This window comes from Streptomyces melanosporofaciens (assembly GCF_900105695.1).
Lineage (GTDB): Bacteria > Actinomycetota > Actinomycetes > Streptomycetales > Streptomycetaceae > Streptomyces > Streptomyces antimycoticus.
Window position 1 is genome coordinate 2,212,663 of sequence record NZ_FNST01000002.1, and the last position, 21,539, is coordinate 2,234,201.

The 21,539-nt window shown below is 71.0% G+C and carries 20 protein-coding genes; 7 read left to right on the forward strand and 13 right to left on the reverse strand.

Annotation, left to right across the window (positions count from 1 at the left end):
- Nucleotides 1–50 precede the first annotated feature (50 nt).
- Complete coding sequence (locus tag BLV72_RS12010; RefSeq protein ID WP_093462128.1) at nucleotides 51–641, reverse strand: choice-of-anchor C family protein; 591 nt, start codon at nucleotides 639–641, stop codon at nucleotides 51–53.
- 319 nt (nucleotides 642–960) lie between these two features.
- On the opposite strand from BLV72_RS12010, the gene BLV72_RS12015 reads away from it, so the two are divergent.
- From BLV72_RS12015 to glxA, 3 genes are all read left to right on the forward strand, one after another.
- Nucleotides 961–1,641, forward strand: coding sequence for a FadR/GntR family transcriptional regulator (locus BLV72_RS12015; RefSeq protein ID WP_093462129.1), 681 nt, complete (start codon nucleotides 961–963; stop codon nucleotides 1,639–1,641).
- 393 nt (nucleotides 1,642–2,034) lie between these two features.
- Nucleotides 2,035–3,873, forward strand: coding sequence for a glycosyltransferase family 2 protein (locus tag BLV72_RS12020; protein ID WP_093462131.1), 1,839 nt, complete (start codon nucleotides 2,035–2,037; stop codon nucleotides 3,871–3,873).
- Nucleotides 3,874–3,876: 3 nt separating this feature from the next.
- Complete coding sequence (gene glxA, locus BLV72_RS12025; RefSeq protein ID WP_093462132.1) at nucleotides 3,877–5,826, forward strand: radical copper oxidase GlxA; 1,950 nt, start codon at nucleotides 3,877–3,879, stop codon at nucleotides 5,824–5,826.
- A 16-nt stretch (nucleotides 5,827–5,842) separates the two neighbouring features.
- On the opposite strand, the gene BLV72_RS12030 is transcribed toward glxA, so the two are convergent.
- The 4 genes from BLV72_RS12030 to BLV72_RS12045 form a co-directional block, all read right to left on the reverse strand.
- Nucleotides 5,843–6,907 carry a glycoside hydrolase family 6 protein gene (locus tag BLV72_RS12030; protein ID WP_093462134.1) on the reverse strand — a complete coding sequence of 355 codons (1,065 nt, stop codon included), beginning with the start codon at nucleotides 6,905–6,907 and terminating at the stop codon, nucleotides 5,843–5,845.
- 394 nt (nucleotides 6,908–7,301) lie between these two features.
- Entirely contained in the window at nucleotides 7,302–8,030 is a 729-nt protein-coding gene (locus tag BLV72_RS12035) for a class F sortase (protein WP_093462135.1), read from the reverse strand.
- A 5-nt stretch (nucleotides 8,031–8,035) separates the two neighbouring features.
- Complete coding sequence (locus tag BLV72_RS12040) at nucleotides 8,036–8,611, reverse strand: hypothetical protein (protein WP_093462137.1); 576 nt, start codon at nucleotides 8,609–8,611, stop codon at nucleotides 8,036–8,038.
- 123 nt (nucleotides 8,612–8,734) lie between these two features.
- A complete protein-coding gene (locus BLV72_RS12045) occupies nucleotides 8,735–9,517 on the reverse strand; it encodes an HAD-IIA family hydrolase (RefSeq protein ID WP_093462138.1) in 783 nt (260 codons plus the stop codon).
- A gap of 210 nt (nucleotides 9,518–9,727) precedes the next feature.
- On the opposite strand from BLV72_RS12045, the gene BLV72_RS12050 reads away from it, so the two are divergent.
- Nucleotides 9,728–9,916, forward strand: a complete 189-nt coding sequence (locus BLV72_RS12050) for an antitoxin (protein ID WP_093462140.1) — start codon at nucleotides 9,728–9,730, stop codon at nucleotides 9,914–9,916.
- A gap of 33 nt (nucleotides 9,917–9,949) precedes the next feature.
- Here the strand turns inward: BLV72_RS12050 and BLV72_RS48735 are convergent, their stop codons facing one another.
- Together BLV72_RS48735 and BLV72_RS12060 are read right to left on the reverse strand one after the other, a co-directional pair.
- On the reverse strand, nucleotides 9,950–11,599 hold the full coding sequence (locus BLV72_RS48735) for a hypothetical protein (protein ID WP_208905613.1): 1,650 nt from the start codon (nucleotides 11,597–11,599) through the stop codon (nucleotides 9,950–9,952).
- A gap of 116 nt (nucleotides 11,600–11,715) precedes the next feature.
- The gene (locus tag BLV72_RS12060) at nucleotides 11,716–12,897 is read right to left on the reverse strand and encodes an ROK family transcriptional regulator (RefSeq protein WP_093470308.1); all 1,182 of its coding nucleotides are present in this window, start codon (nucleotides 12,895–12,897) and stop codon (nucleotides 11,716–11,718) included.
- Between the two features lie 67 nt (nucleotides 12,898–12,964).
- Here BLV72_RS12060 and BLV72_RS12065 point away from each other — a divergent pair, with 67 nt between their 5' ends.
- Together BLV72_RS12065 and BLV72_RS12070 are read left to right on the forward strand one after the other, a co-directional pair.
- A complete protein-coding gene (locus BLV72_RS12065; protein WP_093462143.1) occupies nucleotides 12,965–14,065 on the forward strand; it encodes a Gfo/Idh/MocA family protein in 1,101 nt (366 codons plus the stop codon).
- Nucleotides 14,062–14,538 carry a heme-degrading domain-containing protein gene (locus tag BLV72_RS12070; RefSeq protein ID WP_093462145.1) on the forward strand — a complete coding sequence of 159 codons (477 nt, stop codon included), beginning with the start codon at nucleotides 14,062–14,064 and terminating at the stop codon, nucleotides 14,536–14,538. Before BLV72_RS12065 ends, BLV72_RS12070 begins: the two co-directional genes overlap by 4 nt.
- 65 nt (nucleotides 14,539–14,603) lie before the next feature.
- Here the strand turns inward: BLV72_RS12070 and BLV72_RS12075 are convergent, their stop codons facing one another.
- The 5 genes from BLV72_RS12075 to BLV72_RS12095 all read right to left on the reverse strand — a co-directional run bounded on the left by BLV72_RS12075 (nucleotide 14,604) and on the right by BLV72_RS12095 (nucleotide 18,899).
- Nucleotides 14,604–15,470 (reverse strand): fumarylacetoacetate hydrolase family protein, encoded by an 867-nt coding sequence (locus BLV72_RS12075; RefSeq protein ID WP_093462146.1) that lies wholly within the window; start codon nucleotides 15,468–15,470, stop codon nucleotides 14,604–14,606.
- A 208-nt stretch (nucleotides 15,471–15,678) separates the two neighbouring features.
- The gene (locus BLV72_RS12080; protein WP_093462148.1) at nucleotides 15,679–16,341 is read right to left on the reverse strand and encodes a YidC/Oxa1 family membrane protein insertase; all 663 of its coding nucleotides are present in this window, start codon (nucleotides 16,339–16,341) and stop codon (nucleotides 15,679–15,681) included.
- A gap of 164 nt (nucleotides 16,342–16,505) precedes the next feature.
- Nucleotides 16,506–16,826, reverse strand: a complete 321-nt coding sequence (locus BLV72_RS12085) for a DUF6412 domain-containing protein (protein ID WP_425288367.1) — start codon at nucleotides 16,824–16,826, stop codon at nucleotides 16,506–16,508.
- Between the two features lie 47 nt (nucleotides 16,827–16,873).
- On the reverse strand, nucleotides 16,874–17,638 hold the full coding sequence (locus BLV72_RS12090) for a class E sortase (RefSeq protein ID WP_093462151.1): 765 nt from the start codon (nucleotides 17,636–17,638) through the stop codon (nucleotides 16,874–16,876).
- 49 nt (nucleotides 17,639–17,687) lie between these two features.
- A complete protein-coding gene (locus BLV72_RS12095) occupies nucleotides 17,688–18,899 on the reverse strand; it encodes a DUF445 domain-containing protein (RefSeq protein WP_237512644.1) in 1,212 nt (403 codons plus the stop codon).
- A 388-nt stretch (nucleotides 18,900–19,287) separates the two neighbouring features.
- Between BLV72_RS12095 and BLV72_RS12100 the strand changes: the two genes are divergently transcribed.
- A complete protein-coding gene (locus BLV72_RS12100) occupies nucleotides 19,288–20,595 on the forward strand; it encodes an SGNH/GDSL hydrolase family protein (protein WP_093462154.1) in 1,308 nt (435 codons plus the stop codon).
- A 52-nt stretch (nucleotides 20,596–20,647) separates the two neighbouring features.
- Here BLV72_RS12100 and BLV72_RS12105 read toward each other — a convergent pair whose 3' ends face one another.
- On the reverse strand, nucleotides 20,648–21,451 hold the full coding sequence (locus BLV72_RS12105) for a DUF1707 SHOCT-like domain-containing protein (RefSeq protein WP_244320734.1): 804 nt from the start codon (nucleotides 21,449–21,451) through the stop codon (nucleotides 20,648–20,650).
- Nucleotides 21,452–21,539 lie beyond the last annotated feature (88 nt).

The following is a 21,539-nucleotide window of genomic DNA, read 5'->3' on the forward strand; positions in this document are numbered from 1 at the left end:
GAGAACGGGGAGCCCCCGGCGCGTGGGGCGCCGAGGGCTCTCTTTCGCACTCAGTCGCAGGACGGGCAGGGCGTGCAGCTCCGGACCATGACGTCGTCGATGACCGGCCCGTAGGCGGAGTTGTTCGTGCTGGCGAACGCCAGCGTCGTGGAGGTCCCCCGCGCCACGAAGGTCACCTCCTGGGTCACATAGCCCATGTTCCCGAAGGACTTGCCGGTGATGTCGAAGGTGAAGTTCCGGAAGTTCTGCCCGTCGACCAGCACCGAGCCGGTCTTCACGGTGGGACCGCCCGCCGGGTTTCCGGCCAGGGAGTACGTGACCGTGTACCGCTTCCCCGGCACCGTCGTGAAGGTCTGGGCCACCGTGCCGGCGCCCGTACCGTTGAGGTCCACGGACTGGCCCCCCTCGGCCGCCTGCCAGAAGCCGTCCCCGATGTGGTCCACGTTTCCGGACGTGACCTTCCACGGCCCGATGGTCCCCCCGGCCACCACGGTCCCGAACGTGTTGGCCCCCACCGCGGGCGTCTCGAAGCTGCCGTCGTCGAAACGGCTGACGGCGGCGGCCGACGCGGCACCCGCCCCGGTACCGGCCAGTACGCCGGCGACGGCGAGCGACGCGACAAAGATGCGAATAGGCGACATGTTCCCCTCCAGTGCGACACATTCGGCAATGCACCAAATTGCTTGCGCGGCAGAATCTTCCGCACCAGAGGGACACACGCCAGAGCACCACCCCCGGCGCATGGTGGTGCGGACCGCGTCAGGTGCGGCTGATGCGCCGGTTGATCACCCCGACCGCCCCTCGGGGAGCGGGATGGCGGCGCGGCAGCCCGGGCCGCCTTCCTCGCAGCACATCTGACCTGCTCGCGCCGCCGCCGCTAAGCTGTTCGGATCGGAGGTGGCGGTGGCGGCGCACTCGAATTCGCATTCGCATTCCCCCGCGCGGGGGGTTTCGCGGGGGATGACGAACGACATCCAGGAACGCATCAAGCGGCTGATCATCGACCAGCGGCTCCGCTCGGGCGCTCCACTGCCCACCGAGACCGAGCTGATGGAGCTGCTCGGCGTCAGCCGCAACTCCGTACGCGAGGCGCTCAAGGCGCTGCAGGCGATGGGGATCGTGGAAATCCGGCACGGCTTCGGGACGTACGTCGGGCCCATGTCGATGGCACCGATGATCGAGGGGCTGATCTTCCGTACCGTCGCCGGGCACTACCGGGGCGAGGACAGCCTGCTGGAGCTGCTGGAGCTGCGCGAGGCCGTCGAGACCGGGCTGATCGCGCGGCTGGCCGGGCGCATCCCGGAGGCGGATCTCGCCGAGCTGGACGCGGTCGTACGGCGGATGGAGGCGGAAGCGGCGGAGGGCTCGGTACGGGCCGAGACGGACCGGGCGTTTCACGCCGCGCTCTACGGGAGCCTGGACAACACGCTGCTGAGCGAGGTGCTGGAGGCGTTCTGGGACGCCTTCCACCGGGTGCGCACCGATCTCGTGGACGTGCCCACGGATCCGAGGGTCACCTGTAAGCAGCATCGGGAGATCCTGGAGTCGGTGCGCTCGGGGGACGCCCTACGGGCCGAGGGCGCGATCCGCGACCACTTCGGGAACATCCGCATCCGGCTGCGGTCGGCGCATCGCGAGTAGGCCGATCCTGACGCCTGCGGCGGACTGCTCCCCTCCCCGCCGCTTGGTCCGTCGGACACCCCCATAGGCTGATTTCAAGTCGGGAGTCGGCGCCCTCCCCTTGACCATGTTTGTCAGATAAACAGACCGTTCACACTTGCGACCACCGACGCCCGTTCGACACCCGGCAGTGAGACGCATTGGCGTCAACTCCGCCTGCTCTATGGGCTATTGAGGCGAACCTCGACGGTTGCCGACCAAGCAAGTTCGTTTACTGCGCAAACATCCGAAACGTAGCCATTCCATGTCCGTAAGGTCGGCTGCCTCCACTATCGTTCCCCTGCGGCCGAAGGGGGCCGGGGGCCGGCAGAACGTGACGGCACGCACTCAGTCATGCGTGCGGGGGGATAACTCATGACGTCGACGCCGACTGGCGCCCGCCATCCGTCGTACGGCGGGTACGACTCGTCCAGGACGACACGCCTGCGCATCCCGCGGCAGCATCCGACCGCGCCGGACCGGCACCGGCACCGGGCCCGGCGGCGGCCGCTGCCGAAGTACGACTACGAGCACTACAGCAGGCTCGCCGGACCGCTGACCCAGCCCGAGCCCGGCACGCCGTACCGGGTGCGCTACCGCAGCCTGCTCGCCGAGGAGCCGCACCGGATCCGCGCTGCGCTGCTGCTCGGCGCCGCGCCGCTGGTCTCGCTGGGGCTGCTGATCTGGCTGATGCAGCCCGCGCACTGGACCAGCCGGGAGGGCACCGGCCCGGTCCTGGCCGTCATGGACGTGGTGATGCTGGTCTCGATAGGGCTGATCGAGTTATTCCGGACGATGAACGTCGCGTCCAACGCGCATGCGACGCTCGTCGCCCGTGACCCCGTCCCCGTCGTGCCCGAGACCGGCACCAAGGTCGCCTTCATCACCACCTATGTCCCCGGCAAGGAACCGCTGGAGATGGTGCGCAAGACCCTGGAGGCCGCGATCCGCGTCCGGCACCGCGGGGTGATGCATGTCTGGCTGCTGGACGAGGGGGACGATCCGGAGGTCAAGGAGGTCTGCCGGCGGCTGAACGTCTACCACTTCACCCGTAAGGGCGTCGAGAAGTGGAACCAGCCCAAGGGTCCGCACCGCGCCAGGACCAAACACGGCAATTACAACGCCTGGCTGGACGCGCACGGCGAGGAGTACGACTTCTTCGCCTCCGTCGACACCGACCATGTGCCGCTGCCCAACTATCTGGAGCGGATGCTCGGCTACTTCCGCGATCCGGACATCGCCTTCGTCGTCGGCCCGCAGGTCTACGGCAACTATGACGCGGCCGTCACCAAGGCCGCCGAGAGCCAGCAGTTCCTCTTCCACGCGCTGATCCAGCGGGCCGGGAACGCCTACCGGGCGCCGATGTTCGTGGGCACCAACAACGCGGTGCGGATCAGCGCCATCAAGGGGATCGGCGGCCTGTACGACTCGATCACCGAGGACATGGCCACCGGATTCGAGCTGCACCGCCACCGCAATCCGGCGACCGGCCGCGCCTGGGGGTCGGTCTACACCCCCGATGTCCTCGCGGTCGGCGAGGGACCGAACGCCTGGACGGACTTCTTCACCCAGCAGCTCCGCTGGTCACGGGGGACCTACGAGACGATCGTCCAGCAGTTCTGGAAGGCGCCGTTCTCGCTGCCGCCCGGCAGGCTCTTCAACTACTCCCTGCTGGTGATCTTCTATCCGATGTCGGCGCTCAACTGGATCCTGGCCGCGCTGAGCTGCGCGCTGTTCCTGGGCTTCGGTGCCTCCGGCGTCGAGATCGACCCCGCCATCTGGATGATGCTCTACGGCAATGCCTCCGCCCTCCAGATCGGCCTCTACGTCTGGAACCGGCGACACAACGTTTCTCCCCATGAGCCGGAGGGGTCCGGCGGGGTAGCCGGAATGGTGATGTCGGCGCTGGCCGCGCCGATTTACGCCCGCTCGCTGCTCGACACCGTGCTGCGCCGCAAGAGCCGCTTCGTGGTGACGCCGAAGGGCGACTCCGCGAGCCCCGACACCCTCTTCGGTACCTTCCGGACCCATCTTTTCTTCCTGGCGGTCTTCGGCGGGTCGCTCGCCTCTTCCTTCCACTTCGGCCACAGTCATCCAGCGATGACCGTTTGGGCAGCAATTGCCCTGGCTGTCACAGCCGCGCCGATCATCGCCTGGCGGTGGACCGTCCGCCAGGAAAAACGGAACCCGCAGCCCGCTCTTGGGGGACGATAAGAAGTGAAGTACCGACCGAGTCGCCGCACCCGTCGCTTCGGGATCGGTGCGGCGGCAATCACCGTGCTGGCCGGGATGAACGGCCCGGCTCTCTACCGTTTCAGCTCGGACAAGTACCACGCGTACAAAATCAACCAACCGGAGTACAAGGCGGAGAACGGCCACTGGGATGTGGTCGACGTCCCCGAGCAATACCGGATCAATACGATCCACGCCGCCCTGCTGCATACGGGCAAGGTGCTGCTGGTGGCCGGCTCCGGCAACAACGCCAAGAACTTCGCCGCCAAATCCTTCCGCAGCGTCCTGTGGGATCCGGAGAAGAACACCTTCACCAACATTCCGACCCCCAAGGACCTCTTCTGCTCCGGGCACTCCCAGCTCCCGGACGGAAAGCTGCTGGTGGCGGGCGGCACCCAGCGCTACGAGAAGCTCAGGGGCGATGTCGAGAAGGCGGGCGGACTGATGTTCGTCCACAACGAGGACCCCGACAAGCCCAAAACCCTCCCCGCCGGGACCCGCTTCACCGGGAAGGAGAGCGGCAAGACCTTCGTGTCCAAGGACCCGCTTCTCGTTCCGCGCGCGACGAAGAAGACGAACCCCAAGACCAAAAAGGTCAAGGTCAGCGCGAGCACGGCACGGGTCTATGTGGAGGCGCTGCGCAAGGGCAGGAAGTATCAGACCGGTACCGAGGACAATTACCGGATCGCCGGACTGAAGGGCAAGGACCGGCAGAACTTCTACGGCATCGCGCAGAAGCTGTCGTTCGACAAGAAGGACTTCCAGGGCATCAAGCAGGCGTATGAGTTCGACCCGGTGGCCGAGCGGTACATCCCGGTCGATCCGATGAACGAGGCCCGCTGGTACCCGACCCTGACCGGCCTCCAGGACGGCAAGGTGCTCGCGGTCTCCGGACTGGACGAGATCGGCCAGGTGGTCCCGGGGAAGAACGAGATCTACGACCCGAAGACCAAGAAGTGGAAGTACCTGCCCAAGAAGCGCTTCTTCCCGACGTATCCCGCGCTGTTCCTGACCGGCAAGGGCCGGATCTTCTACACCGGCTCGAATGCCGGATACGGCCCGGATGACAAGGGCCGCACGCCCGGCATCTGGGACCTGAAGAGCAATCGGTTCGACGTGGTCCCGGGCATCAGCGACCCGGACGCCCTGGAGACCTCGATGTCCGTACTGCTGCCGCCCGCACAGGACCAGCGGTACATGGTGCTGGGCGGGGGCGGGGTCGGCGAGGACGCCACGTCCACGGCGAAGACCCGGATCGTCGATCTGCGTGCGGACAATCCGCGCTTCAAGAACGGGCCGGATCTCTATGCGAAGGCGCGCTATCCGAGCAGCGTGATCCTGCCCGACGACACCGTTCTGACCACCAACGGCTCGGGCGACTACCGGGGCCGCGGCGACACCAATGTGCTCAAGGCCGAGCTCTACACCCCGAAGACCAACACCGCGCGCCCGGTGGCCGATCCGCTGGTGGGCCGCAACTACCACTCGGGGGCACTGCTCCTGCCGGACGGCCGGGTCATGACCTTCGGCTCGGACTCGCTCTTCGGCGACAAGGCCAACACCAAGCCGGGTGAGTTCCAGCAGCAGATCGACCTCTACACCCCGCCGTATCTCTTCCGCGACTCCCGTCCGAAGCTCACCGACACCGCGCCCAGGACGGTCAAGCCGGGCTCGAAGACCACGTACCGGACCGCGCACGCATCGGCGATCACCAAGATGCGGCTGATCCGGCCCGGGTCCTTCACCCATGTGACCAATGTCGAGCAGCGGTCGATCGCGCTCGACTTCACGCGGACGAAGGACGGGGTGACGGTGACGCTGCCGAAGGACGCGTCATTGATGCCGCCGGGGTGGTACATGCTCAACGCGGTGGACGACCAGGGCACACCGTCGAAGGCGGTGTGGGTGAAGGTGCCCGCGCCCACGAAGAAGTAACAGCAGGCCGACTGTCCTAGCTGTCCTTACGGTTGGCGTTACGGGCGAGATCGAGCGCGTACCGGGGCCACCACCGACCCGCGGTGGGACCGCCCTTGCAGGTGCCGTCCGACTCGCCCGGACGCTTGATCCACAGATAGGCGTCGACCAGCTTGTCCCCGGTGTCGGTGGTCGGCCGCTCGCCCAGCGCCCGGCCCTTCGGGTTGCACCACGCCTGCGGGTCGTCCTTACCGGGGGCCGGACCATTGCCGTTACGGCTGGTGTCGATCACGAAGGGCTTGCCGCCGGTCAGCGCGGACAGCCTCTTGCCGTACGCCCTGTTCTCCTGGGTCGTCTGGTAGTTGGAGGTATTCAGCGCGAAGCCGTCGGCCTTACGGATACCCGCCCGCTTCAGCGGCCCGACCATCCGACGGGGATCCTTGATCCAGTGGGGGTTTCCGGCGTCCAGATAGACCTTGGTGCGCGGCAGCCCCTTGAGCTTGTCCACAGCGCCGGTCAGTAAGTCGTACCGCTCCTCGTGGAACTGCTGGGGCGTACAGCCGTCCACCACGTGCGGCAGCGCGTCGGGCTCCAGGATGACCGTCGCCCGGCGGTCGCCGATCCCCCGGACCGCCTTGTCCAGCCAGGTGCGATAGGCGTTGCCGTCGGCGGCGCCGCCCTTGGAGTACTGCCCGCAGTCGCGGTGCGGGATGTTGTAGAAGACCAGCAGTGCGTCCCGGTTCACGTGATCCGCGGCCGCGGTGAACCCCCGCGCCTGCCCCTCCGGATCGTCCACCCCGAGCCACTCCGCGACGGGCTGCTCCGCGATCTTCTGTATCAGTCTCGCCTCGCCGTCCGCCCCCTTCTTGCGATACGCCGCCACCTGCCGCGCCGCGCGGCCATCCGGATTCACCCAGTAGGGAATCGTGGATTTGGGCCGCTGCTTCGCCTGCCCGGCGAGGGAGGCGTGGTCGCTGTCCCCCTTCGAGGCCCCGAAACACCCGGAGAGCGCCACACACGACAACAGCGCCCCGGCGGCGGAGAGAGCACGGATGCGGCTACGGACAACGTGACGCGAACGGCCGGTACAACTGCCGTACATCCACTCCCCCTTGGGTGCACGCTCCGGGGAACAGGCGGTGATCCCCCGGCGGGACAAGACCGGTCGAATCAATCCTTACACACCACCCCGAACCACCGCGGCCTCATCCACAACCCACCCCGTTTTTCGCCCGTACGCCATGACACGGCGCGCTCCGCGGCGGGGATGGGGATGGGACCCGAGCGGGGTGCGGGGCGCTGTACCCCAACGGGGGGTGCAGGGCGCCGTGCCCCAGCGGGGATCCACGGCGGAGCCCTGAGCGGGGTCCGGGGCGGAGCCCCGAGCAGGGTCCTGGGCGCAGCCCCGGGCGGGGGTGCAGGGGGCCGCAGCCCCCTGGTTTCGAGGGGCGGGGTGGGGGGCTTTGCCCGCCGCAGGCGCCCGCACCCGCACCGCCCTAGTGCGCACTGCGGCTGCCGGCCGACACGTTGTGGGCGGAGCCCGTCGTGCCGGTCAGGTAGGCCGAGACGACGACGTTCGCCGTATAGGTCCGGGTCGAGCGGTTGAACTTCCCTCCGCAAGTGATCAGCCGCAGCTCCGCGCGGTCATGGGAGCGCGACCCGTACACCCGTCGCGCGTCGAAGTGCTTCTCCGGCACCACCTCGACGTCCTCGACCGTGAACTCCGCCGTCGTACCGTCCGATCGCGCGACCCGCACCCGCTCCCCCCGCTTGAGGTCGCCGAGCCCGTGGAAGACCGCCGGTTTGCTCTTCGTGTCCAGGTGGCCGACCAGCAGCGCGGCGCCCGGGGAGCCGGGCTCGGGGCCGGCGCGGTACCAGCCGACCGTGCCGGGGCGGCTGACGGACGGGGGCTTCACGGCTCCGTCACGGTCGAGGCCGCTGGCGACGATGGGGGCGCGGACCCCCGCCGCCTCGATCACGATCCGCTTCGGCCGGGCGGACGCCAGCGGTGCGTGCGCCGGGGGCAGCGGATGGGCGGGCGGCCGTCCGACCGCGGCCACGTCCCCGGTCATCGGCGCCGGACCGCTCGTTCCCTCCGTGGTGTCCCGGCCCCACATCCACAGGCCGAGCAGCAGCGCGACCCAGGCCAATCCCGTAACCAGCCGTCCGAGGCCGGAGAAGCGATTCCCGTCCACGTTCCCGTCCATCTCGGTATCCATGTCCATGGCGATCAACCCGCCGTACCGGAGGGATGACGGCGGCGGTGGACCGCGAGGCCGCCGACGGCCAGGGCCGTACCGCCCGAGAGCACCAGGCCGTACGCCTCCGCACCACCGATGTCATCGCGTGCCCGGGTCTCGTCGGGCGCGGTGCCTCCGCCGCCCGCGCGGACGGGGGCGACGGGCGAGGGCGGGCGTTCCACGGCGAGGGAGACCCCGCTCATGCCGCCCTTACCGTCCTCACGTGCCTCACGGTCCTCGCGGGCGAGGCTGTCCGCGCAGTCGACGGTGACCCGGTGCGCCCCCTTGGTCGCCGTCGAGCGGATCGTCGCCTCGCTGAAGAGCGCGTTCCCCTCGGGCGTCAGCTCCGCGTCGTCCACGAACACCGGCGACGAGGCCGTGGCCTCCCGGTCAGGGCAGCCGAAGGCCCAGACCTCGACCTCGGCGCCGGGGGCGAGCGCATGCGGACTGATCCGGATCGTGGTGGTGACGGAGTGGCGCTGGTCGGCGAGGGCCGGAGCAGCGGCCGTCACCGCCGCGACGGCGGCGCATGCTGCGGTACAGACAGTGAGTGCGACGATGCGCATGGTGAGAACCTCCCGATACCAAGAGGCTCACGCGCCCGACAGGGGCCCGCATCCGCTGCGGGCGCCTACTGCGCCATCCGGGGCACAGGGGCCCCGGCGGGTCAGGCAGGGGTCCCCGCCGGGTCAGGCGATGCGCTCCACGAGATTCGCGATGGAGTCGACGACCGTGGACGGGCGGTACGGATACCGGTCCACCTCCCCCGCCTTGGTCACCCCGGTGAGCACCAGGAAGGTCTCCATACCGGCCTCGAGCCCGGCCCGGACATCGGTGTCCATCCGGTCGCCGATCATCGCGCTGGTCTCGGAGTGGGCACCGATCGCGTTCAGCCCGGAGCGCATCATCAGCGGATTGGGCTTGCCGACGAAGTACGGCTTCTGGCCGGTCGCCTTGGTGATCAGCGCGGCCACGGAGCCGGTGGCGGGCAGCGCACCCTCGGCGGAGGGGCCGATCTCATCGGGGTTGGTGGCGATGAACCGCGCACCGTCGTTGATCAGCCGGATGGCCTTGGTGAGCGCCTCGAAGCTGTACGTACGGGTCTCGCCGAGCACCACATAGTCCGGCTCGACATCCGTAAGGACGTAGCCGATGTCGTGCAGCGCGGTGGTCAGCCCCGCCTCCCCGATCACATACGCGGTGCCGCCGGGGCGCTGCTCATCCAGGAACTGGGCGCTGGCCAGCGCCGACGTCCAGATGTTGGCCACCGGGACGTCCAGCCCGATCCGGGACAGCCGGGCGTGGAGGTCGCGCGGGGTGTAAATGGAGTTGTTGGTGAGCACCAGGAAGGGCGTGCCCGACTCGCGCAGCCGCTTGACGAAGGCATCGGCACCCGGCACCGGTATGCCCTCGTGCATCAGGACACCATCCATGTCGGTGAGCCATGACTCGATCGGCTTGCGCTCTGCCACTGGTTGCTCTCCGCTCGGAATCGACCTCTGCGACGACCTCAGCCTAACCGGGGAAAGTCCCGGGGAGACCGCCCCGTGTCCGGGAGCACAATGCGTTCGCCGTCCGTTCGCGCCCCGTCCCAGCGCGACAGATCCGCACAGGTGTCTGATCCTGAGGGAGGGGCGGATTCCGCCCCTCCCTGGAACGAGCCGGACCGTAAGGAGGCCGCGATGGGCATGATGGACAAGCTCAAGGGCGCGATCAGCAAGAACCCGGACAAGGCTCGGAAGGGCACTCGTAAGGGGGCCGAGGCCGCTGACAAGAAGACGGGCGGCCAGCACTCGGAGCAGATCCAGTCCGGCTCGGACAAGATCGACGACGAGCTGCGCCGCCGGGGCGAGGGGCCCCGGGGCCAGTAGCTCGGAGTTGAGGGCGTCGGGGACGTCGGGGCTTCAGGTCCCCGAGCGCCGGGATTTCACCACGAGGACGGTGCCGCAGGCCACGAGCGCGGCGCTGATGACGCCGAGCCCCGCGAACAGCGCGGTGTGACGACCCGTCGCGGCGAGTTCGGGCACCCGCTCGCGCTCGTGGCCGCCGTCCTCCTCATGACGTCCATCGGTGCCGGCGCCGGTGCTGGGATCGGCTTGGGACTCCTGTCCGGGGTCGGTTTCGGCTCCGGGGTCGGTCTCCGCTCCGGGGTCGGTTTCGGCCGCGCCCGGATCGGTCTCGGCTCCGGGGTCGGTGCCCAGCTCCGTCTCGGTGCCCAGGTCGGTTTCGGTGCCCAGGTCGGTTTCGGCGCTGGGATCGTCGGTCTCCGTGCCCAGCGCGGTGTCCGTGCCCAGGTCGGTGTCGGTACCGAGGTCGGTGTCGGTGTCCAGGCTCTCGTCGAGGTCGGTGCCGGTACCGGCGTCGGCGTCCGTACCGGCGTCGGCGTCGGCGTCGGCGTCCGAGCCGAGGTCCGAGCCGAGGTCCGCGTCCGCGTCGGTGTCCACGTCCGTGTCGACATCCGCACCCAGCTCGGTATCGGCGCCCGTATCCGTATCCGTCCCGGCATCCGCTCCGGTCCCCGTGTCCGTCTCGGCACTGGGATCGGTGTCGACGTCGGCCTCCGCGCCCACGTCGGCGTCCGCCTCCGCGTCGCCATCGGCGTCGCTGTCGGCACGGGGCGGCACCGTGGCCGGACGGCTCTCCTCATGGCTTGCGCCGGCGCTCGGCGTCCGGCTCGGCGCGGCGGAGGGCCGGGTCTTCTCGGGCGTGCGCGTCGGAACGGCCGTGGGGCTCTTGGAGCGGGTGGTCGGCTGCGGTGCGGGCTTGGTCTCGGTGGCTCCGTCGGTAGCGGTTCCGGCGCCGGCACCGGTATCCGTCTCCCTGTCCCTGACGGCGCCCGTAGCGGCCCTCGTCCGCGTTCCGGTACCCGTCAGGGCCTCCGTACCCGCCCCGGCCTCCGTACCCGCGCCCGTACCCGCGCCCGTACCCGCATCCGCGCCCGTACCCGAAGCCGCCCCCGTCGCCGCCGGGCCGATGTGGAATGCGTAGTCGTTCGACTGCCCCACCCAGTCGCCATCGTCCGCGTGCCGCTGTACGGCGATGGCGTTGGCCGTCACCGGACCCTCGGGCGCGTCCTCGGTGAACCGCGTGCGTACCTGCACGTCGACGGTCTTGTGCGCGGGCACGGTGAAACCCTTGAAGTGGCTGTTGTCGAAGACCCCGATGTTCTCGTCCTCGTCCGTCGTCTGGAAGGAGACGGCCCGCCAGGTGGCGCCGCCCTCCGCGGACGGGTCCAGGAACTCGAAACCAATATGGCGGGGCCGCAGTTCACGGGCCTCGTCGATCAGGACGGCGATGGGGTGGATGGCGCGGCAGCCGGTGTCCGTGGCATTGCGCAGTTCGAGGTGCCAGCCGCGCCAGCCGCCGCCCCGGGCGTACTGATCGGGCCCATCGCGCAGATGGGCTTCGATCGGGAAGTCGGAGGCGTTCCGGCCCCCACAGGCGGCGGACTCGGCCTCGGCGGCGTGCACCGGGATTCCATAGAGGGCGGGGGCGAACGCGAGCGCGGCCGCCGGAAGGACAGCTCGTAGGGACAGTGCGGTGGGCAAGCGCATGAGTGACCTCTGCTGTGCGGGGTTTCCCCGAGCACTGCGCTACATTCCGCGTCCGCACGGCGACACACCGCACCAGGCCCGGATTGCCCCCGACTGGCGGTCAGGATCCCCCTCGATCAGCCCAGTGCGAACAGCGGTGCGAGGACGAGCCGGGCGGCGCCCTCGACCACGGCCCGCCCGCCCCGCTCCACCACATCCACGGGCACGGTAAGGCGGCTGGCGCGGGCGGAGTCCTCGGCGAGCATCGTGGCCACACCGCGAACGTAGGGCTCGGGGCCGGCCAGCACCACCCGGCCGCCCAGCAGCACCCGGTCGACGTCGAGCAGCCGTACGAGGTTGGCCGCACCGACGCCGAGCAGCCGCGCCGCATCCGTATGGTCGTCGCGTGCGACGGCGGCCAGGCACAGCGCCTCCAGGCAGCCGCGATTGCCGCATTCGCAGGGCGGCCCGTCGAGCTGGATCACCTGATGCCCGAACTCCCCCGCATCGGTCCGCGCCCCTCGGTAGACGTCCCCGCCGAGCATCAGACCGGCACCGAGGCCGGTGCCCAGATGGAGATAGGCGGCCGATGGGGCGGTCCCGGCGGTCACCAGCCCGAGCGCCGCGGCGTTGGTGTCCTTGTCGAGGACGACGGGCAGGCCGAGCCGCTCGGCGAGCGCGTCGCGCAGCGGGAAGCCGTCCCACTGGGGGAAGCCGGTGACGCGGTGCAGCACGCCCGAGCAGTGGTCGAGCGGACCGGGCGCGGCGACACCGACGCCGAGCAGCCCGCCCGCCAGGCCGCCGCCCGCCGCGCCACCCGTCTCGGTACCGGTCGCGCCACCCGTCTCCGTGCCGGTCTCCGTAAGGCCGGTCCCGGCGTCAGGGCCGGTACAGGCGTCCGCGAGGAGCGCCCTGACCTCGGCGGTGGCCGCCGTAAGGGCCTCCTCCGCCCCCGCGCCGAAGTCGAAGGGCGCCGTACGGGCGGCGACCGGTGTGCCCGCGAGGTCGACGAGAACGGCCGTCAGCTCATCGCGGTCGAGGTGCAGCCCGATCGCATGGCGGGCGCCCGGGACCAGGCGGAGTACGGCGGGCGGTTTGCCGCCGGTCGAAGCGCGCTGACCGGCCTCCACCGCCAGCCCCTCCGTCCTCAGCCGCGCCGTGATCTTACTGACGGCCTGGGGGGTGAGGCCGGTGTGGCCGGCCAGCTCCGGTCGGCTGACGCCGGCCTCGCCCGCGTCGCGCAGCAGACGCAGGACGAGCGCGGCGTTATGGCTGCGCAGGGCGGTCAGATTGGCTCCGGGCCCGGCCGCCCCCGACATGGTGCTGTTCACCCCTCCATTGTGGCCACCGCTTGCACTTTGGCAACACTGTTGCCAAAGTGGCCTCATGGATGCCATGGATGACAGCAGCACCGTCCGCGTGGGACTGATCGGCTACGGCCTGGCCGGATCCGTCTTCCACGCCCCCTTGATCGCTGCCACCGAGGGACTGGTGCTGGACACCATCGTCACCTCCAGCCCGGAGCGGCAGCGGCAGGCGCGCGCCGAGTTCCCCGATGTCCGTCTCGCGGACTCCGCCGATGAACTGTGGAGCCGGGCGGATGAGCTGGACCTGATCGTCATCGCCTCCCCGAACCGCACCCATGTCCCGCTCGCCCGCACCGCTCTCGAGGCAGGGCTGCCGGTCGTCGTCGACAAGCCGCTGGCCGCGACCGCCGCCGAGGCCGAGGAGCTGGCCGCGCTCGCCGAGGCCCGCGGGCTGCTGCTGAGCGTCTTCCAGAACCGCCGCTGGGACAACGACTTCCTCACCCTCCGCAAGCTGCTCGCCGAGGGCGCGCTCGGCGACGTGCAGCGCTTCGAGTCGCGCTTCGAGCGCTGGCGGCCGCAGCTCAAGGGCGGCTGGCGGGAGTCCGGCGACCCGGCCGAGGTCGGCGGGCTGCTGTACGACCTGGGCAGCCACCTCGTCGACCAGGCGCTCACCCTCTTCGGCCCCGTCGAGTCCGTCTACGCCGAGGTGGATGTGCGCCGTCCCGGGGCGCAGACCGACGACGACACCTTCATCGCCCTCACCCACACCAGCGGGGTCCGCTCCCACCTGTGGATGAGCGCGATCACCGCCCAGCTCGGCCCGCGCTTCCGGGTGCTGGGCAGCGGGTCGGGCTATGTGAAGTACGGCCTCGACCCGCAGGAGGCCGCCCTGCGCGAGGGGCTGCGCCCCGGCGACGCGTCCGCGGAATGGGGCGCCGAGCCGGAGAGCGAATGGGGCCGGCTGGGCGCCGGAGAGTCCCCGCTGACCGGCGGCGGGGTCCCGGTGCCGACCCTCCAGGGCGACTACCCCGCGTACTACGCCGCCGTCGCCGCTGCCCTCCGCGACGGCACCCCGCCGCCCGTCACCGCCGCCGAGGCCGCGGCCGCCCTGCATGTGCTGGAGGCGGCCCGGATGTCGGCCGTGGAGCGCCGTACCGTCCGGATCGAGGTCCCCGCATGAGCGAGCACACCGAGCTGATATCCCGCATCGAGGAGCAGGAGCGCCGGCTGCGCCTGCCCCGCTTCGACAACGACGACGCCTGGCGTCTGGGCTGTCTCGTCGCCGACCTGGCCCAGGAGCGCGGCGCCGCCGTCACGATCGGCATCCACCGGGCCGGTCAGCGGCTCTTCCACCGCGCCCTGCCGGGCACCTCCCCCGACAACGACGCCTGGCTGGAGCGCAAGTGCCGGGTCGTGGAGCGCTACGGGGCGAGCTCGTACCTCGTCGGCGCCCGCTTCCGCGCCAAGGGCGCCGGCTTCGAGGAGTCCTCCCGCCTCGACCCCGACCGGTACGCCGCGCACGGCGGCGCCTTCCCCCTCCATGTGACGGGCACGGGCGTCATCGGCGCGGTCGCCGTCTCGGGGCTGCCGCAGGCCGAGGACCACGCGCTGGTGGTGGAGGCGCTGGAGCGCTATCTGGCGGCGACGGCCTGAGGCGGCCGTGCGGAGGGGCGGCCCCGGCGGGGCCGCCCCTCCCGGCATCCGGGCCCGGCATCCGGCTACGCGTCCTTGAACTCCTGGCGCTGGCGCCCCAGCCCGTCGATCTCGAGCTCGACGACATCGCCGGAGCGGAGGTACGGCTTGGGCTCCGGGCGGCCCATGGCCACGCCCGCCGGGGTGCCGGTGTTGATGACATCGCCGGGGTAGAGGGTCATGAACTGGCTGAGGTAGCGCACCACATGGGCCACCCCGAAGATCTGGTCCGCGGTGGTGCCGTCCTGCTTGACCTCGCCGTTGACCCAGAGGCGCAGGCCCAGGGCCTGCGGGTCGGGGATCTCGTCGGCGGTCACCAGCCAGGGGCCAAGCGGGTTGAACGTCTCGCAGTTCTTGCCCTTGTCCCACTGGCCGCCGCGCTCGATCTGGAAGGCGCGCTCGGAGACGTCGTGGGCGATCGCATAGCCCGCGACCGAGGCGAGGGCGGCCTCGTCGGAGTCGAGGTAGCGGGCGGTGCGGCCGATGACGACGGCGAGTTCGACCTCCCAGTCGGTCTTCACGCTGCCACGCGGGACGAGGACCGTGTCATCGGGGCCGACGACCGTGTCCGGGGCCTTCATGAAGATGATGGGCTCTTCGGGGGCGCTGGCGCCGGTCTCGGCGGCGTGGTCGTGGTAGTTCAGCCCGATGCACACGATCTTGCCGATACTGCCGAGCGGCGGGCCGATGCGCACCCCGCCGTCCTCGATCACCGGCAGCGCGTCGTCGCCCTCGGCGGCCGCCGCCGCGCGCAGCCGCGCGAGGGCGACCTCGTCGGCGAGGAGGGCGCCGTCGATGTCCGGGACCAGGGCGGACAGATCACGCAAGGTGCCGTTCTGATCGAGCAGCGCGGGGCGTTCCGCGCCCGCCGGTCCGACTCGCAGCAGTTTCATCCCAAGACTCCCGAGGTCACAGGCCGGTGCGAGGCGCCTACCGGCTGATCGATCCTCTCTTCAGGGGCGTCCAGCCCGCAAGACCTCATTCACGGACTGGGACAGCGGTTCCACTCGTGACTTCGACGGGTGCCGATCTGGGCGCCGTTGTGGGCCCCGTCATGGGTGCCGCCACGGGCGCCGTCACGGGTGGCCGCCATGGGCGCCGTCATCCGCGGTGCAGCAGGGCCCGCTCCACCGCCGTCCAGGTGGTGCTGGTCGCCAGGTACAGCGCCGCCGCCAGCGGGACAACGGCGGCGGTGACGAGGGTCCCGAACGACAGCAGCGGCAGCGCCCGGGCCACTCCGGGTGCCCCGGGGACGGTCGTCCTACGGGCACGGAGGTACGTCCAGGTCGCCACAGCCGCGATCAGCGCGAAGAGCCCGAGGTAGACCAGACCCGGCGCACCGCTGAGCGCCCCGCCCCACCGGTCGCCGAGCGGGGCCCCGGCGAGGGTGTGGCCGAGGAGGTCTCCGGCGCCGCTGCCGGTGGAGAACACGTGGTACATGACGAAGAAGACCGGAAGCTGGGCGAACGCCGGGAGACAGCCCGCCAGCGGTGACGCGCCCTCCTTCGCCCGCAGCTCCGCCATGGCGCTCCGCAGCCGCTCGGGGTCGCCCTTGTGCCTGCGGCTCAGCTCCGTGAGCTTCGGCGCGAGCGCGGCCCGCGCCTTCTCACCGCGCACCGCGGCACGGGCGAGAGGATGCAGTGCCGCGCGGACGCACAGCGTGAACAGGACGATGGCGGCCGCCGCCGCGGACGCGCCGAAGAGCGGGTCGAGGCCGCCCGCCATGGTGGTCAGCAGGGTGCCGAGGGAAGAGAAAAGAGACATGGGAGCCCTCCGCGGGTCTCGTGGTGCCGGAGTGAGGAAGACATCGGCGTGACGAGCCGCGTGGCGCGGCGGTACGAATGCTGGAGCTTCCGGGACTAACGCCCCGGCCCCCGCTCCTCGAACGCCGGAGGCTGGGGGTCCGCCGTACAGCGAAATGGGTGCGCCTACGCGGCCGTCGGCAGACGACGGCCCGGCGCTCGCGGCCTCGGGCGTCCGGAGGCGTCGGGATCCCGCTGGGGCAGGAACGCCGTACGGCGCTCGCGGTCCCGTATCGCGGTGCGAATCCGCCCGGCGGGGGCGGGTATTCGGCCGCGGGCGGCGAGGATCGCGCAGGTCAGCAGCGCCGCGGCGACGGCGGCCGTGGTCGCCACGGTGGCGGCGAGGGCGACGGCGCTGACGGCCCCGCTCTGCGCCAGGAGAACCCCGGTCAGCAGAAACAGGCAGACGCCGAGCTGCATGCGCAGCGCTTCGAGTCGTCGCGACACCGTCACACCCCCTCTCCCGGCCGGTCTCCCCACCTGGCTCCGTCAGTCTAATGGCCCCCGCCGACAGCCCGTGGGGCGGCGACCCGCAGCCGGGCCCAGACCACCAGGCGGTAGCGGGAGGTGAATTCGGGGGTGCAGGTCGTCAGCGTGAGGTAGTAGCCCGGTTCGGTGTAGCGGTAGCGGGGATGGGCGGAGCTGTACGGCACCCCGGCGATCACCGTGCCGTCGGCGGGCGAGGTGCGCGGCAGGGTGCGCTCGACCGTGTACGTGAAGCGGGCGTCGGCGGTGTCGATGCGCACCGTGTCGCCGGTGCGCACCTCGTCCAGTTGCCGGAAGGGCTCGCCGTGGGTGTTGCGGTGGCCCGCGAGGGCGACATTGCCCGCCTGGCCCGGCTGGGCGGTCCGCGGATAGTGGCCCACGTACCCCTTGTTGAGCACCGCCGCCCGGCTGATGCCCTCGGCGATGGGCACCGTAAGGCCGATGCGCGGGATCCGGAGCACGGCGTACGTCTGGTCCCGGCGCGGCTCCTGACCCCCGCCCCCGGTCGCCCGGTCACGGTCGCGTCCGTCCTCACGAGGGGAATCGGAGGATCGCGTCGCCCCCGGCGCCGGCGTCCCGGACTCGGCGGCCCCGTCGCGCCATTGCCGCTCCAGTACGCCCACCTCGTGCCGTGCGCCCGCCCTCGCCTGCCGGTTGGTCCACCACAGCTGGTGGACGACCAGGAGCAGCACCACGACCCCGAGGGTGACGGCGAGTTCACCGACCGTCCACAACCCCCGGGCGAGCACGGCCCGCCCTCCACGACGTCGCACGCGCGCACCATAGGCCAGGCCGCGCGCACCTGCCAGAGACAGGGCGCGGCTATCCGCCCAGCGCCCGCGAGACCGTATAGATCACCAGCCCGGCCAGGGCACCCACCACCGTGCCGTTGATCCGGATGAACTGCAGATCCCGGCCGATATGGGCCTCGATCTTCCGAGAGGTGTGCTCCGCGTCCCAGCCCGCCACCGTCTCGGTGATCAGCGAGGTGATCTCGTCCCGATACGTCGTCACCACATAGACGGCGGCGTCCTCCAGCCAGCCGTCGACCTTGTCCCGCAGCCGTTGGTCCGTCACCATCCGCCTGCCCAGCGAAAGAATCGCCGCCCGCGCCCGCTGCCGCAGCTCGCTGCGCTCGTCCTCGGCCGCCGTGACGATCATCGCCCGCACCGAGGCCCAGGCCGTGGCGATGATGTCCTGGACGTCGCCGCGCCCCAGCACCTCGCTCTTCACCCGCTCCACCCGCGCCCGGGTGTCGGTGTCGGACTGCAGATCCCCGGCGAAGTCGGTGAGGAAGCGGTCCAGGGCGCCGCGCGCCGGATGGGCGGGCATATCGCGCATCTCGGTGACGAAGCGCAGCAGTTCCTTGTAGACGCGGTCGCCGACCTTGCGGTCCACGAACCGCGGCGTCCAGCCCGGGGCGCCGCCGGTCACCGCCTGCATCACCGAGTCGTTGTGCTCCACCAGCCAGTCGTGGGCGCGCAGGCACACCAGGTCCACGGCCCGGCGGTGGCCGCCCTCCGCGACAACGCGCTCCAGCAGCTTGCCCAGGCCCGGCGCGACCTCCTGGGCGTCCGCCCGGCGGGTGATCGCCTCGCCCACCACCGCCTGCACATCGGAGTCGCGCAGCACCGTGAGCGCGCCGCGCAGCGCGGTCGCCAGCTCGGCCGTCACCCGCTCGGCATGCTCGGGCTGGACGAGCCAGGTGCCGAGCCGACCGCCGATGCCGACCGCGCGCAGCCGCATCCGTACGACGTCCCCGGAGAGGAAGTTCTCCCCGACGAACTCCCCCAGACTGGCCCCGAGCTGGTCCTTCTTGGTGGGGATGATCGCCGTATGGGGGATGGGCAACCCCATGGGCCGCCGGAAGAGCGCGGTGACCGCGAACCAGTCGGCCAGGGCGCCCACCATGCCCGCCTCGGCGGCCGCGGCGACATAGCCGGGCCAGCCGTCGACGCCGGAGGAGCGCGCCCACGTGGCGAGCACGTACACCAGTGCGACGCCGAGCAGCATGCCGGTGGCGAGCGCCTTCATCCGGCGCACTCCGCGCCGCCGCTCCACGTCCAGCGGGCTGTCCGTGACAAAGGGCACAGCCGCGCCCCGGGGCGGCGGGGCCGCCGTCTCACCAGTCGTTCTTCGCTCCATACGCTCCACCCGGTCGACCCGTCCCCTCGTGCATTGTCTCTTTCCGGTCTCAGTCGCCCATGGGTGGAACGTACGGTGAGTTCCCGTCGTCTGTCTGGGGGAGCGACCCAGCACATTGGGGGCAGGCCGACAGGCGGAGCCGGGTCCCACCATGGGATCATGAGTCACCGACCGGACCGCATCGGCGCTGCCGGATACCACCCGCCGTTCCCGTCCACTTCCGGAGCCTCGGGCTCCGTCCGCCCGAGGAGACAACCCGCTCATGAGCATGCCCCCAATGCCCAGACGCACGGGGTATGCCGTGCTCGCTGCGCTGGCGGCTGTGGTGATCCTCGTCTCCACCGCGATATTCATCGGGCTCAGTGGCGACAAGGGCGGTACGGACCCCCGTGCGCAGGGGGCCCGCGGTTCTGCCGACCCGGCGTCGGCCGGGTCCTGGGTGGGCACCTGGTCCACCTCGGCGGCGGCTGCCGAGCCGCGGACGCTGCGCGGCCTGTCGGGCATGTCGATACGGAACGTGGTGCACACCACCATCGGCGGCACCAGCGCCCGTATCCAGCTCTCCAACTTCTACAGCAGCCGTCCGCTGACGATCACGCATGCCTCGCTGGCGCTGGCCGCCGCGCCCAGCAACCCCACCGCGGCGACCGGCACCATGCGCCGCCTCACCTTCAACAACCGCTCCTGGGTGACGATCCCGCCCGGTAAGGCCGTCATCAGCGACCCGGCGCGGCTCGCCGTCCCGGACTCGGCCGATCTGCTGGTCACCACCTACACCCCGCAGGCGTCCGGCTCCGTCACCTACCATCCGCACGCCCGCCAGACGTCGTACATGGCGCGTGGCGACCGTACGGAGGACACGGCGGGCGCCGCCTACACCCAGCAGAGCCCGTACTGGCGCTATCTGACCGGCGTGGACGTGTGGTCCAAGCAGGCCGAGGGCGCGGTCGCGGTGCTGGGCGACTCGATCACCGACGGCATCACCTCCACCGCCGGGGCGAACCACCGGTGGACCGACTTCCTCTCCGAGCGGCTGCGCAGCGAGCCCGGCGCGCCCCGCTTCGGCGTGCTCAACCAGGGCATCAGCGGCAACCGCGTGCTGAGCGACGGCACGCAGTACCCGCCCAACAACCCCAGCGGGCTCTCCCGCTTCGACCGCGATGTGCTGTCCCGTACGGGCGTCAAGGCCGTGATCGTCGAACTGGGCGTCAACGACATACTGCGCATCCCCCACGAGACCGACCCCAACCGGATCGTGTGGGGCCTGAAGCGGCTGACCGAACAGGCCCACGCCCGCGGCCTGCGGGTCATCGGAGCCACCCTGACGCCCTTCTACGGGCACCGCGGCTACACCCCCCAGCTCGACGCCGTACGCGAGCGGGTCAACGCGCAGATCCGCGCCGGGAGGGTCTTCGACGAGGTCGTGGACTTCGACAAGGCGCTGCGCGACCCGATCAGCCCGCTGCGGCTGCGCCCGATGTACGACTCGGGCGACCATCTGCACCCGAGCGACAACGGCTACCGGGCGATGGCGCGGGCGCTGGACCTGGACCACCTGCGGGGCCGCACGGCGGCCGAGCTCTAGCCGCAAGCTCAGCGGGATCAGCCGGAGCCTCTTCAGAAGCCCCGTACGAGCCCTAGTAGTCGTCGCGGCGGCGTTCCTTCTCCAGGGACAGCCGGCGCTCCTCCCGCTCCTCATGGCGCTCATCGCGCCGTGCGCCCCGCAGTTCCCGGCGCTCGGCGCGCAGCTCGTTCCTGCGCTCGGCCTTCACCCGGCGGCGCTCCTCCTTGAGGCGCTTGTGCTCCTCCTTACGGAGCTTGCGCTCGACGCCGACCCCGCCGAAGAGCGCGAGGCCGGTGACGGTCACCCGCGGCGCGCCGGGCTCGCCCTCGACCCCTCCGCTGTGGTCGAAGCCGCCCATGATGCCGATGCCGCTGACGTGCGTGTCGACGCCCGGCTCCACGGTGATCTGAACGCCGCCCATCAGGGCGAAGCAGCGGATGACGACCTCGCGGTCCTCGAAGCGGGCCTCGCGCAGATCGATCTCACCGCCGCCCATGAGGGTGAACGCGGTGAAGCGGCGCGGCACGGTCCAGGTGCCCTTGCGCTGGAAGCCGCCCATGATCGCGATCCCCCAACGGGACGTCGGGGTGCCGCCGATGCGCTCCCTCCAGCCGGTGCGATCGACCGGGGTCGGCGGGGCGGGAGCGGCGCTGCCGGGCACCGGGAGGTCCCGTACCAGAGGCTCCAACTCGCCGTGGGTGCGCGCCGTGTAGGCCGCGTTCAGCCGCTCGTCGAACTCCTCCATGTCCAGGCGGCCTTCGGCGACGGCTTCGCGGAGGACCTCCGCGATCCGCTCACGCTCGGCGTCGGAGGCCCGCATCCCGGCCGGGTCCGGGAGGTCGGGGCTCGCCCCCTGGGAAGAACCAGCGCTCGTCATACGGACAGACTAACGGCGGGCACCGGCCGTGGCCCGTATCTCGTACGGGGGTGCCGCCCCCGATCCGTCGTGCGCGGGTACCGGCCCC